The sequence below is a fragment of the uncultured Eudoraea sp. genome (assembly GCF_947258925.1).
In the GTDB taxonomy this organism is placed as follows: Bacteria; Bacteroidota; Bacteroidia; order Flavobacteriales; family Flavobacteriaceae; genus Eudoraea.
Window position 1 is genome coordinate 102,527 of sequence record NZ_CAMYKG010000007.1, and the last position, 12,595, is coordinate 115,121.

At 37.6% G+C, this 12,595-nt stretch carries 13 protein-coding genes; 7 read left to right on the top strand and 6 right to left on the bottom strand.

The window, feature by feature from the left end; all coding sequences use genetic code 11:
- Positions 1–20 precede the first annotated feature (20 nt).
- Together Q0X77_RS04015 and Q0X77_RS04020 are read right to left on the bottom strand one after the other, a co-directional pair.
- A complete protein-coding gene (locus Q0X77_RS04015; RefSeq protein WP_297793398.1) occupies positions 21–1,070 on the bottom strand; it encodes a chorismate-binding protein in 1,050 nt (349 codons plus the stop codon).
- A 1-nt stretch (position 1,071) separates the two neighbouring features.
- The gene (locus tag Q0X77_RS04020; protein ID WP_297793400.1) at positions 1,072–1,494 is read right to left on the bottom strand and encodes a PaaI family thioesterase; all 423 of its coding nucleotides are present in this window, start codon (positions 1,492–1,494) and stop codon (positions 1,072–1,074) included.
- Positions 1,495–1,552: 58 nt separating this feature from the next.
- Between Q0X77_RS04020 and Q0X77_RS04025 the strand changes: the two genes are divergently transcribed.
- Complete coding sequence (locus Q0X77_RS04025) at positions 1,553–2,203, top strand: esterase (RefSeq protein WP_297793403.1); 651 nt, start codon at positions 1,553–1,555, stop codon at positions 2,201–2,203.
- Positions 2,200–2,757, top strand: a complete 558-nt coding sequence (locus Q0X77_RS04030; RefSeq protein ID WP_297793406.1) for a GNAT family protein — start codon at positions 2,200–2,202, stop codon at positions 2,755–2,757. Before Q0X77_RS04025 ends, Q0X77_RS04030 begins: the two co-directional genes overlap by 4 nt.
- Before the next feature lie 55 nt (positions 2,758–2,812).
- On the opposite strand, the gene Q0X77_RS04035 is transcribed toward Q0X77_RS04030, so the two are convergent.
- From Q0X77_RS04035 to Q0X77_RS04045, 3 genes are all read right to left on the bottom strand, one after another.
- Positions 2,813–3,757: a hypothetical protein gene (locus Q0X77_RS04035; protein ID WP_297793408.1), complete on the bottom strand. Its 945-nt coding sequence runs from the start codon at positions 3,755–3,757 to the stop codon at positions 2,813–2,815.
- A 104-nt stretch (positions 3,758–3,861) separates the two neighbouring features.
- The gene (gene dnaK, locus Q0X77_RS04040; RefSeq protein WP_297793411.1) at positions 3,862–5,769 is read right to left on the bottom strand and encodes a molecular chaperone DnaK; all 1,908 of its coding nucleotides are present in this window, start codon (positions 5,767–5,769) and stop codon (positions 3,862–3,864) included.
- 174 nt (positions 5,770–5,943) lie between these two features.
- A complete protein-coding gene (locus Q0X77_RS04045; protein WP_297793414.1) occupies positions 5,944–6,405 on the bottom strand; it encodes a nuclear transport factor 2 family protein in 462 nt (153 codons plus the stop codon).
- Positions 6,406–6,513: 108 nt separating this feature from the next.
- Here Q0X77_RS04045 and panB point away from each other — a divergent pair, with 108 nt between their 5' ends.
- From panB to Q0X77_RS04060, 3 genes are read left to right on the top strand one after another with little or no spacing between them, the layout of a single operon-like run.
- Entirely contained in the window at positions 6,514–7,332 is an 819-nt protein-coding gene (panB, locus tag Q0X77_RS04050; RefSeq protein WP_297793417.1) for a 3-methyl-2-oxobutanoate hydroxymethyltransferase, read from the top strand.
- Positions 7,333–7,337: 5 nt separating this feature from the next.
- Positions 7,338–8,036: an RluA family pseudouridine synthase gene (locus Q0X77_RS04055; RefSeq protein WP_297793420.1), complete on the top strand. Its 699-nt coding sequence runs from the start codon at positions 7,338–7,340 to the stop codon at positions 8,034–8,036.
- Positions 8,037–8,089: 53 nt separating this feature from the next.
- Complete coding sequence (locus Q0X77_RS04060) at positions 8,090–8,617, top strand: DUF4252 domain-containing protein (RefSeq protein ID WP_297793423.1); 528 nt, start codon at positions 8,090–8,092, stop codon at positions 8,615–8,617.
- Here Q0X77_RS04060 and Q0X77_RS04065 read toward each other — a convergent pair.
- On the bottom strand, positions 8,607–10,151 hold the full coding sequence (locus Q0X77_RS04065) for a hypothetical protein (protein ID WP_297793426.1): 1,545 nt from the start codon (positions 10,149–10,151) through the stop codon (positions 8,607–8,609). The genes Q0X77_RS04060 and Q0X77_RS04065 overlap by 11 nt on opposite strands.
- Before the next feature lie 145 nt (positions 10,152–10,296).
- Here Q0X77_RS04065 and Q0X77_RS04070 point away from each other — a divergent pair, with 145 nt between their 5' ends.
- Positions 10,297–11,469, top strand: a complete 1,173-nt coding sequence (locus Q0X77_RS04070; protein ID WP_297793429.1) for a 2-isopropylmalate synthase — start codon at positions 10,297–10,299, stop codon at positions 11,467–11,469.
- Positions 11,470–12,588, top strand: coding sequence for a 3-isopropylmalate dehydrogenase (gene leuB, locus Q0X77_RS04075; protein WP_297793431.1), 1,119 nt, complete (start codon positions 11,470–11,472; stop codon positions 12,586–12,588).
- The last annotated feature ends 7 nt before the right edge of the window (positions 12,589–12,595 follow it).

Below are 12,595 nucleotides of genomic sequence, written 5' to 3' on the forward strand. Positions count from 1 at the left end.
TGTTAATCCAATCAATTGGCCTAATTAAATACCATGTTAAGCATAGTTTCACTTTTATGAACTGTTTCCATCCATTCATGCTCGGGATTGGAATCGCGGGTAATGCCACCGCCAACATATAAAGAGGCTACTTTATCCCTTATTTGCATACAACGCAGGTTAACAAACAGATGAGCTGTTTTTTCCTTATCCAGATTTAGTTCTCCCAAAAATCCGGTGTAATATTCCCGTTTATAATTTTCATGACTTTTTATAAATGATGCTGCGTCATGCACCGGAAGACCACAAACAGCCGGTGTAGGATGCAATGCATCTATTATACTCTTTAAATCATGGTCACCAATTGTTCCTGAAATCCTGGTCTTTAAGTGCCATAAATTCCCTGCTTTTGCAGAATTTACGTTGCCAACGGACAAATCGGGTACGAAACTCCTTAGCTGTTTAGTGATGTGTTGGGTAACCATTACCTGCTCTTCCAGTTCTTTCTTTCCCCATATGGGTTTGTCGCCCGATGTATTTTTCATGGTGCCTGCAAGTGAAGAAGTATTTATAGTTGAATTTTGCCTGAGTAAAAGCAACTCAGGAGTGGCTCCTATCCATAGACCTATTTTTGGATGATACCATAAATAGCATAAGGCATTAGGGTAACAACTTAGGACCCTGTCAAATATTTGAATTGGGGAACTCTTAACGGGAACCTCAATTTTCCGTGAAAGCACAACCTTTTGAAGCTTTGTATGCGCTATTTCTTGAATCCCTTTGTTTACAATTTCAAGGTGATAGTTCCTTCCCTTTTCATGCCCGGGTTCGAAAGTTGTCTTATTTAATTCAAACTTACGGACCCTGTAATCAATTGTAAGCTGTTTATCCGGTCTAATTAGTATGGCCGGGGAATCCTTATCAAATGGAGCAAATACAAAACCTGATTCATTAAAATCATTTGCATAATGAGTCTTTGCTTCATTTTGCAGGATTGAGATGACTTTATCGGTATTTGGTTTTCTATAGGCAACAAGAGGTAATTTACTTTTCCAATGAGTTTCAATGCTGCCAAATTGATCTAAAGACATACTAGGCTCTTGGTAGCGCAATAGTGGTTAATTTGCATATTGAAATGAGATTGCCTTCAATATCCGTTACTTTTATGTCCCATAATTGGGTAGTTCTGCCTTTATGGATAATTGTTGCGCGGGCAAAGACCTCCCCTTCACTTATACTCTTTACGTGATTTGCGGATGTTTCAATACCACGGACAAAGAATTTTTGACCATCCAGAAACACATATGAAGCGGCACTTCCCACACTTTCGGCCAAAGCAACAGTTGCGCCACCGTGTAAGACGCCATCGGGTTGATGAACCTTTGAATTTACCGGCATTTTCGCAATCAGGTAATTTTCACCTACATCAATAAATTCAATTTCCAGGGTCTCCATAAGGGTATTTTTACAAATATCATTGCATACCTTTAGTATTTTGTCCTTGTATTCGTTCATAGAAATTATTTTGCGTAAAATTAAGCATTCAAATGCAACTAATAACAATTGAAATACTATGAGTAGTGCACCTTTGGGAAAATCTGTTCGTTATCAGAGTACAAATACCTATGAAACACTAAACACCCTTACCAATGAAACAAAAAACGTATGGATTGTTTTTCACGGGATTGGGTATTTGAGCAAGTATTTTCTAAAATATTTTGATGAATTAAATCCTACGGAAAACTATATCATTGCACCACAGGCACCTTCTAAATATTATCTGGGGAGCGAATATAAACATGTGGGCGCCAGCTGGCTTACAAAAGAAAATACCGAAACAGAAATTCAAAATAATCTTAATTATCTAAATTCCATTTTAGCGGAAGAAGTAATCCCAGCGCATTGCAATGTGATTGTATTTGGATACTCACAGGGAGTTTCCATGGCTGCCAGATGGGTTGCCCGATCTAAATTTGATTGTCAGCAATTGGTCCTGTATGCAGGGGGCATTCCTCACGAATTAAATGCATCGGATTTTCAGCATTTGGGAAATAGCACCAGGATAACAATAATAATAGGTAATCAAGATAAATACCTTACAGATGAGGTCCTGGCTAATGAGAGAGAAAAAAGCAAGGCTGTATTTAAGGGAAGGGCAAAAGAGCTTATTTTTGATGGTGGTCATATCGTTAAAAAAGAACTTTTAAAAAGCTTAATTTTATGACGAAGCCGGTAATTTTGGAAAATGATCGGGTAAGACTCTCTCCCCTCACTCTGGATAACTATTCAAATTTGCAAATTGTCGCTGCTGAAGATAAACTTATTCAATATTCCCCTTCAGATATAGCAACTCCTGCAGCCCTTAGAAATTATGTTGAAATAGCCCTTGATCAACTAAAGCAGAGAACCTCACTGCCCTTTATAATCTTTGATAAACAAGTCAGTGCCTTTGCCGGATGTACGAGATATATGAATATAGATCATAAAAACAAGGTATTGGAAATTGGCTCCACCTGGATCGGAAGAAAATTTCAGGGTACCGGACTTAACGCACAAATGAAATACCTGTTACTTGACCGTGCTTTTAATTCCCTTGGGTTTGAAAAGGTTTCTTTCAGGATTGACAAACGAAATACGCAATCCAGAAAAGCAGTGGAAAAGCTTGGTGCTATCCTGGAAGGAATTCTCAGGCAAAATGTTTATTTATTAGATGGTTATAAGCGGGATACCTGCCATTATGGTATCCTCAAAAATGAATGGGAGCAGCATCTTCATTAATGAACATAAGAATAGGCCAGTATGGCCTAATTGGATCTATTTGGTGTTGAAATTGTTATTCCTCAGTTTTCAGTAATTCATCCTGGAAATAAGTAATACTCCGGGTAGTGAAAAGATTCTGTGGTGCAATGATCTGCTTGACCCAATTCTGTGCCTCTTCACCATCAAATTGGTAAATATATTCTTTGGATCTTACACTTTTATCAACTTTTGACACCTCCTTTGAAAGCATTCCTGTTGCATCATAAAAATAACTTACTTCCTTTACCGCTTCAAAAGACTGCTTACTTTCATCGTAACGAAATTCTTTTTGTGAAATTAATTTATTTTCCGAATCATAGATTTCTTCAAGAGCCTTGTTGGGTAGCCCCTCAAGAAATTCCTTGGTTAATACAATTTTGTTCTTAATGCCTTTTCTATTCTTCTTAAAAGAGGTTCTAATTGATTTTAACGTTACCCCGTTTAACAAATAAGTGATTGTTGATTCGCCTTTATAACTGGAATATTCAATATTGGTCTCGTCTAAACCTTTATTATTAGATCTGATAATGCCTATGAGATTACCTGCCTTATTGTAGTTATATTCATAGATATCCAAAACGTCGCCGGTATAAGAAATAATTTTTTCAGAAATTTTTTTATTGTTAGTGGTATCAACGTCATAAAAATGTGCAATTGAAATTTGTTTGTCAAACTGACCTTCCCGATAAATCTCATCTCTCTTTTCCAACAACTGGCCTTCTAAATACTTATAATAAGTAATGTCATAATCGGCTTCATTGTATCGAGTAACATTCTTGGTAAGCAATCCTTCTCTATTGAACTCAAACTCTTCTTTCCCATAATCAGCTATAACCAGGCATGACTTTACATCTCCCCTTAGGTCAAAATCTTCTCTTGTAAAGATTTGTGGTTCCTGGGATAAAATCGCATAAGGCAATAGGAAAAATCCTATAATCCCTATGTTTTTAAAAATGTTAACAACGTAGTTTTTCAGCATTGAGACAAAATTACTTTTTTAAACTACAACATGAAAACAAATAGCATACCGAAAATAAAAAAAGGGTGGAAATACCACCCTTTTCTGTTAGTCCAATTCTACTTTTATTTTACCTCTTCGAAATCTACATCTTCTACATTGTCTCCTTCTTTCGAATCTTCAGAAGTTGTATCTTCTCCATTAGGTGAAGCTCCGCCTTGCTGTGCTTCGGCTTGCGCCTTATACATTTCCTCTGATGCAACCTTCCAAGCCTCATTAATCTTTTCCAGTGCAGCTGTAATTATTTCAACATCTTTACCTTCGTAGGCTGTTTTAAGTTCAGCCAAAGCATCTTCAATTGGCTTTTTCTTATCATCAGATAATTTATCGCCAAACTCTGTTAATTGCTTCTCAGTCTGGAAAATCATGCTATCCGCTTCATTCATTTTGTCTGCAATCTCCTTGGCTTTTTTATCAGATTCTGCATTGGCCTCGGCTTCAGCTTTCATTTTCTCGATTTCTTCCTCGGTAAGTCCGGAAGAAGCTTCAATCCTGATATCCTGAGTCTTATTGGTAGCCTTATCTGTGGCAGATACCTTTATAATACCATTAGCATCTATATCAAAAGTTACTTCAATCTGAGGAACTCCCCTCTGTGCGGGTGGAATTCCATCCAGGTGGAATCGTCCAATGGTTTTATTATCTGTAGCCATTGGTCTTTCGCCTTGTAAAACATGGATCTCAACAGAAGGTTGGTTATCCGCCGCAGTAGAAAATACCTGTGATTTTTTTGTTGGAATCGTGGTATTTGCATCAATTAGTTTTGTCATTACTCCACCCATGGTTTCAATACCAAGTGATAAAGGAGTGACATCCAATAATAGTACATCTTTCACATCTCCGGTAAGAACACCTCCCTGGATAGCAGCTCCAACAGCCACAACTTCATCCGGGTTTACACCTTTTGATGGTTTTTTTCCAAAGAATTTCTCAACAGCTTCCTGAACTGCAGGAATCCTGGTAGATCCGCCAACCAAAATAATTTCATCGATATCACTTTTTGAAAGTCCGGCACTTTTTAAGGCTGTCTCACACGGCTTAATAGTTCTTTTAACCAAGTCAGCGATTAATTGCTCAAATTTTGAGCGAGTCAGGGTAATCACAAGGTGCTTGGGTCCTGAAGCTGTTGCCGTTACATAAGGTAGATTTATTTCTGTCTGTGCAGAAGTAGATAATTCAATTTTAGCCTTTTCTGCCGCTTCACGTAATCGCTGCAATGCCATAGGATCTTTTCTCAGATCTATGCTCTCTTCTTTATTAAATTCATCTGCTAACCAGTCAATAATTTTTTGATCGACGTCATCTCCACCCAAATGTGTATCACCATCAGTTGCCAATACTTCAAAAACGCCATCTCCTAATTCCAGGATAGATACGTCATGAGTACCTCCACCAAAATCAAATACAACAATTTTCTGGTCTTTATGTTTCTTGTCCAGTCCATATGCAAGTGAAGCTGCTGTGGGCTCATTAATAATACGTTCAACCTTAAGTCCTGCAATTTCTCCTGCCTCCTTTGTTGCTTGTCTTTGAGCATCATTAAAATAAGCCGGAACTGTAATCACGGCAGAACTAACGGTCTGGCCCAGGTAATCCTCAGCGGTCTTTTTCATTTTTTGTAATACCATTGCAGAAATCTCCTGAGGCGTATATAAACGACCATCAATATCTACCCTTGGTGTATTGTTATCTCCTTTAACTACTTTATAAGGTACTCGGTCAACTTCTTTTTGACATTCTGAATATTTATTTCCCATAAAGCGTTTAATGGAATATATCGTATTGTGAGGATTGGTAACCGCCTGTCTTTTAGCCGGGTCTCCCACCTTTATTTCACCACCTTCCACAAACGCTACAACAGAAGGAGTTGTGCGCTTTCCTTCCGCATTTGGTATAACCACCGGCTCGTTACCCTCCATTACGGAGACACACGAATTTGTTGTCCCTAAATCTATTCCTATAATTTTGCTCATCTATTTTATTTTATAAGTTAATATTTTATCCTAATTCAGTCGGCAAGTAAATGACAAACAGTATGCCAACCGGAAAAAACTGACAGGATGTCATTTCCCTGGCATTGTTAGTGGAAGTATTTTCGATTTATTTGAGGTTATATGGGACATCATAACTGCCCCTTAAGTAGCTATTTAATTTAATTTGCAGTCATCTCGCCTTCTGGTATCAATTATGTAAATGATCTTCCAGGTTCCGTTTTTCTTGTGCAATTGAAATGAATTTACCCCGCAGTGACTTAAAGTATCATTGATCCAAAATTCATAAGGAGTCCAGGCATTGGCCATATTACCATCTACCTGAATTTTATATGAAAGCAATTTTTCATGAAACTTGGTAGTGTCTGGAATGCTAACTATAGACTTTAAGAATTTATTGAATTTGGTGGGTTTAACTGTACTTATCCCATTTTCATCCCGACCTACAGTTTGCATAATGATATCCGCGCTGGTTGTTCCTTTAATGGCCATCGAATCCTGATTATGAAAACCGTCAAAAAACATTTCAACCGCCTTCTTAACGGCTTCTTTGTCACTATCCTGTCCTAAACCTATATTAAAACTAAAACATAAAAGGACGCCTATTAAAATTCTCATTGAAGATATACTTTAGTATTATGGCTAAAATAGGAATATTTTAAAGACCTGCCCGGGTCTGATCATTTGGACAAATCTCCTTACATTTATCCCGCCAAACTAAATACTATGTCTATTTCTAAAAAAGAATACAAAAGGGTTACCGTAAAATCCTTAATAGAAATGAAAAAGCAGGGAGAAAAAATTTCTATGCTCACTGCTTATGACTATTCAATGGCCAAGATAGTCGATGCTGCCAATGTTGATGTGATCTTAGTAGGTGACTCTGCAAGTAATGTCATGGCTGGCCACGAGACTACCTTACCTATTACGCTGGACCAGATGATTTACCATGCTACTTCAGTGATACGAGCTGTAAACAGGGCACTGGTAGTGGTTGATATTCCTTTTGGGAGTTATCAAAGTGATCCAAAAGAAGCCCTTCGCTCGGCTATTAGAATAATGAAAGAAAGCGGCGCTCATGCGGTTAAACTCGAAGGTGGGATTGAAATAAAAGAATCCGTAAAACGTATCTTAAATGCTGGTATCCCGGTTATGGGGCATCTGGGCTTAACACCACAGGCCATCTATAAATTTGGCACATATACCGTAAGGGCCAAAGAAAAAGACGAGGCCGAGAAGTTGATGGAGGATGCTAAAATCCTTGAAAAACTGGGATGCTTTGCCATTGTCCTTGAAAAAATCCCTGCCTCGTTAACAAAAAAAGTATCGGAAAGTATCTCCATACCGACAATTGGTATAGGAGGCGGCAAATATGCTGATGGACAGGTATTGGTTATTCATGACCTGCTTGGAATGACTCATGAATTCAATCCCAGATTTTTACGGCGATATATGAATCTTTATGAAGATATGGGTAATGCGATATCACGCTATGTTGATGATGTAAAAAGTCGGGATTTCCCAAGTGATGATGAACAATACTAGACTTTGTGGATACTAGAGACAGAACCAATTCTCAAAACCTGCAGATATTATTTGAGGATAACCATATAATAGCTGTCAACAAAAGACCCGGAGATATTGTTCAGGGTGACAAAACAGGGGATGTTCCATTAAGCGAAATAGTAAAGAAATACATTAAAAAAAAATACAACAAACCGGGAAATGTATTTTTGGGTGTAGTGCACAGGATTGACAGGCCTACCTCCGGTATCGTGCTATTTGCACGTACATCAAAAGCCCTCTCAAGGCTGAACAAATTATTTTCAGACAAATTGGCCAAGAAAACGTATTGGGCCATTGTAAAAAATAAACCGTTAAAAGAGAAAGATACATTGGTGCACTGGCTGTTAAGAAATACAAAGCAGAATAAATCCTATGGCCATACCAAAGAGGTGCCCAACAGTAAAAAGGCCATTCTGGATTATCAAATATTAAAGGAACTCAACAATTACTATTTATTGGAAATCGACTTAAAAACTGGCAGACATCATCAGATTCGCGCACAATTGGCGGCAATAAATTGTCCGGTTAAAGGAGATTTGAAATATGGATTTGATCGTAGCAATAAAAATGGCAGTATTCACCTGCACGCGCGAAGTATTGAATTTATGCACCCGGTTTCAAAGAATCTTGTCTTTTTAACAGCGGCCCCACCTGAAGATGCCCTCTGGCATGCTTGTTCATGAATTTTCATTACTTTTAGAAATTCTGGTAAAATGCTTTTTTTAAAAGCCCTGATATGTTTAAGAAAACTACTTTTGTCATTTTTATATTCCTTGCTGCGGGCTGTGGGAGTTCTAACTCTATGGACGCTTTCTACAATGCCCATAAAGATGACAGCCAGGTGACTGCTATTCGCGTGCCGCAATTTATGCTTACACTCCTCTCCAATATCTCTCCTGAAATGAAGTCGCTTATTGGAAACACTAAAGATTTGCGCTATATGCAATTTCCAAGTGCTACGCCAGAACGAACTCAATATTTAAATAATCAAATGAATTCCATCACCGGAAATTCATTTATTGAAGTGTTTCGAAAAAATGATGAATTAAAGAGAAATGTGATTTCAATTCGCGAGAAACGTAATGCAGTCAAGGAAATACTGATTTATAACAACAATAACGTGCGCGGTTCCTTCCTGTACTTTAATGGTAATTTTGACCCTGTTAAAGTCCGTGAGATGGCAAAAAATAGTGAGTTTAATGAATTGCCCGGTAAACTGGTTCAAGATTTTAACATGTTACCCCCTGAGGAAGTCAACGAGTAATTGTCAAGGCCTTCTCACGAATAATTTGCCCCACAGGTTTGTTTTGCAAATGACTTTCTAACCATGAAAGGATATCTAAGTAAAGAAATGCCCGCTTTTCATAAGGATGATCTTCATATTTTTTCAGTTCATCATATAATTTTTGAAATTCGGCCTTTAATTCGTGCGGGTAAATATCCCCCAACTGCCTTAAGAACTTGATCATTTCCTTTTGAACAGCCCCAAGATCATTCATTTTCAGTAAAAATTTATACGTACTCTTTAATTGAATTTCCAGATGGTAATCCATTCCTGCCTCATAATGCGCTACTAAACTTAAAACACGAGCAAAACACATAAGATCTTCCCTCATCTTCAGATTTTTATTGTCTATAATCATCTTTAAATATTTTATACATGTCTTGTTATCTCCTACTCCAAAATATAAGCAGGCTATTTTGTAGTAAAATATCATTATATGATGCGGGTCTATGCGATCGCGATGTTTGTTTATGCCATATTCAATTATTTTAACGAGATACAGTCCCTTATCAAAAGTGCCCTCCAGAAAATGTAGGTTCAACTTATTCGAATAAGTGTATTGGAATGCCAGTGAAGCAATATTGTCATTTTTTGAAAAGTCTTTTTCTCCTACAATAGCTTCCATTTTTTCGAGTGTATCCTTAAATTGAGAGCTATATTTTACAAAAAACAAAGACTCCAATAAGTAATGATTCCCTTTCAAAAAGAAAACAGGGTTTAAATAGATCATTTTCCTATTCTCATAAAAAAGATTTACCCATTTGCTGGAATACTTATAACATGATAAAAAGTCCTGAATTAAAAAACTATACCACAGATATGCCTTATAAAGCCATAATTTTTCTCTAAAGCCCAGATCTTGAATATTATATTCCGGTAAATTATCAGCAAAATATTTTCTTACCCGGCTCAGGTCTTCATCGTTTCTTACATATCCAACTTTTAACATCATACCATAAAGTTGAAGGGAAAGGTTAGAAAGCCTGCTTGTCAATACATTTTGTTCAGACAATTTCCGGGCCTGCGCGGCCAGTTCATCTGCCCTATCGGGAATACTCCGGGTGATATATTGCGTTTCAATAATCTTTTCTAATTCCACGATTTCATAAGCGATATTCTTCTCTTCATTATAGATTGCTATCCCCTTGGCTTTGTCTAAAATCTTTAAACTTTGTTTATATAATCCCTTTTGATAAAGGATAGTGGCGAAATCCAATTGCTCTCTAATTTGAACCCTTATATTTTGGTTAACAGGATTTAACCTCAGGCTTACCAAAATCTGTTTATAAAGATGAGCTTTCAGGTTAGATAATTGCGTTTTTTTAACGATGCCGCTCGCTAAAATTGACTTTTCATCATAGACTTTGAGCTTGTCCAACAAATTAAAAAGTCCCAGAAATTTAGCATCCGTATTAACTCCAAGTCGACCTACATAAAGTTTAAATTGTCTCTTTTCAGATTTCGAAAGAGATTTAACTAAAACAAAGAGGGCGTCTTTATGGGGATTTGTCATCGTAAAAATTATAATTTATATCTCTGTTTTTCAGTACTTTAGCAATTCTAAAAAGTAAATTAACGTTGTAAATGAATCTTAGACCCGGGAGCAATTCACTTTCCTAGGTATATATTCGTATAGTGACTAAAATTATGCAAAAATAATGAGTATAGATAAGGTAGACATTTTTGATACTACGCTCAGGGATGGAGAACAGGTTCCGGGTTGTAAATTGGACTCCAAACAGAAGCTTGTAATCGCTCAGCGCTTGGACGAATTAGGGGTAGACATTATTGAGGCGGGATTTCCCATTTCCAGTCCCGGTGACTTTTATTCTGTTAATGAAATAGCTAAAATTGTAAAGGAGGCAACCGTTTGTGGCTTAACAAGATCTGTAAAAAAGGATATTGAAGTAGCTGCAGAGGCTCTTAAACATGCAAAAAGACCCCGTATACATACGGGTATAGGCACATCCGATTCTCACATAAAGTTTAAATTTAATTCAACACGTGACAAAATTTTGGTAAGAGCCGTTGAAGCGGTAAAATATGCCAAGACTTTCGTTGAAGATATTGAATTTTATGCTGAAGATGCCGGAAGAACTGATAATGAATACCTGGCAAGAGTATGTGAAGCGGTGATAAAGGCCGGGGCTACTGTTTTAAATATTCCGGATACTACGGGATATTGTCTTCCCGAAGAATATGGGGCGAAAATGAAATACCTGAAAGAAAATGTAAAAGGAATTGAAAAAGCGAAACTCTCATGCCACTGTCATAATGATTTGGGGCTGGCAACCGCAAATTCAATAGCCGGGGTAATTAACGGGGCCAGACAAATAGAATGCACTATTAATGGTATTGGTGAACGTGCCGGAAACACCTCTCTTGAAGAGGTAGTAATGATATTAAGACAACACCCTGATCTAAATCTTGATACCGATATTAACAGTAGGTTATTATACGACACCAGTCAAATGGTTTCAAATAAAATGGGGATGTTGGTGCAGCCAAACAAAGCTATTGTAGGTTCAAATGCTTTTGCTCATAGTTCGGGTATTCACCAGGACGGAGTGATTAAAAAGCGCGAAACTTATGAAATTATTGATCCCGAGGATGTTGGGGTCAATGAATCCTCTATCGTTCTTACTGCAAGAAGTGGTAGGGCAGCTTTGGCTTACAGAGCTAAAAAAGTTGGGTATGAACTGACGAAGGTTCAATTAGATAGCGTTTATACTGAATTTTTAAAATTTGCTGACAGGAAAAAGGAAATTGTTGATAATGACATTCACCAAATAATAGAAGCAAGCCCCATTAAAATTGAAAGTATTGCTTAAATGAATCTAACAATTGCACTTTTACCTGGTGACGGCATTGGACCCGAAGTGACAGCCCAAGCCATAAAGTGCCTTCATGCGGTTGGGGAAACATTTGGTCACGAATTTAATTTTGTTGAGGCCCCGGTTGGAGCCAAGGCCATAGATAAAACCGGAGACCCGTTGCCGGATACTACTTTGCAATTATGCAAAGACTCGGATGCAGTATTGTTTGGGGCAATAGGTGATCCAAAGTACGACAATGACCCTAACTCAAAAATAAGGCCCGAACAGGGACTTTTAAGACTGCGAAAAGAGTTAGGGCTTTTTAGCAATATCAGACCGGTCAAAGTTTTTCCAACTCTAATAGATAAATCCCCACTTAAGAAAAAATTTATAAAGGGTACTGATTTTATTATCTATCGCGAATTAACGGGTGGAATTTATTTTGGCGAAAAGACTTTGAGCGATGATGGCACAGTTGCTTCAGACACATGTACATATTCAGAAGCGGAGATCAGTCAAATTGCTCATATGGCATTCAAGGCCGCAAAATCAAGAAGAAAAAAAATAACCCTTGTCGATAAGGCCAATGTGCTCGAATCTTCAAGATTGTGGCGTAAAGTCGTTACAAAAATCGGAGAGAGTTATCCGGAGATTAGTCTGGACTTTCTATTTATCGATAATGCGGCTATGCAATTAGTTTTAAACCCGAGTCAGTTTGATGTAATTCTTACGAGTAATATGTTTGGTGATATATTGTCAGACGAAGGAAGTGCCATAGGAGGTTCAATCGGACTTCTGCCTTCAGCCTCTGTTGGAGAGAAATATGCCCTTTTTGAGCCCATTCACGGCTCATATCCCCAGGCTAAGGGTAAAGATATTGCTAACCCTATAGCCTCTATATTATCAGCTGCAATGTTACTGGACCATTTTGACCTGGATGAAGAGTCCCGTGCCCTGGTTATAGCTGTCCTCAAATCGATGAAGAACGATATAGTAACCCCGGATCTGTATAAAAACAGTAAATATGGGACAAACGTTGTCGGGGATTTTATTTCATCAAATATCAGGGAATCCGACGATCACCTTACCATCAACCGGGAAAACATTTGGTTGGGTAAATCGACTATAATTTAATTTACTC

Bases quoted from the DNA above. Each gene is read 5' to 3' on its own strand.
- panB (WP_297793417.1), top strand. From the start codon at position 6,514: ATGTCTATTTCTAAAAAAGAATACAAAAGGGTTACCGTAAAATCCTTA.
- Q0X77_RS04020 (WP_297793400.1), bottom strand. From the start codon at position 1,494: ATGAACGAATACAAGGACAAAATACTAAAGGTATGCAATGATATTTGT.
- Q0X77_RS04065 (WP_297793426.1), bottom strand. From the start codon at position 10,151: ATGACAAATCCCCATAAAGACGCCCTCTTTGTTTTAGTTAAATCTCTT.
- Q0X77_RS04035 (WP_297793408.1), bottom strand. From the start codon at position 3,757: ATGCTGAAAAACTACGTTGTTAACATTTTTAAAAACATAGGGATTATA.
- Q0X77_RS04045 (WP_297793414.1), bottom strand. From the start codon at position 6,405: ATGAGAATTTTAATAGGCGTCCTTTTATGTTTTAGTTTTAATATAGGT.
- dnaK (WP_297793411.1), bottom strand. From the start codon at position 5,769: ATGAGCAAAATTATAGGAATAGATTTAGGGACAACAAATTCGTGTGTC.
- Q0X77_RS04070 (WP_297793429.1), top strand. From the start codon at position 10,297: ATGAGTATAGATAAGGTAGACATTTTTGATACTACGCTCAGGGATGGA.
- leuB (WP_297793431.1), top strand. From the start codon at position 11,470: ATGAATCTAACAATTGCACTTTTACCTGGTGACGGCATTGGACCCGAA.
- Q0X77_RS04015 (WP_297793398.1), bottom strand. From the start codon at position 1,070: ATGTCTTTAGATCAATTTGGCAGCATTGAAACTCATTGGAAAAGTAAA.
- Q0X77_RS04060 (WP_297793423.1), top strand. From the start codon at position 8,090: ATGTTTAAGAAAACTACTTTTGTCATTTTTATATTCCTTGCTGCGGGC.
- Q0X77_RS04025 (WP_297793403.1), top strand. From the start codon at position 1,553: ATGAGTAGTGCACCTTTGGGAAAATCTGTTCGTTATCAGAGTACAAAT.
- Q0X77_RS04030 (WP_297793406.1), top strand. From the start codon at position 2,200: ATGACGAAGCCGGTAATTTTGGAAAATGATCGGGTAAGACTCTCTCCC.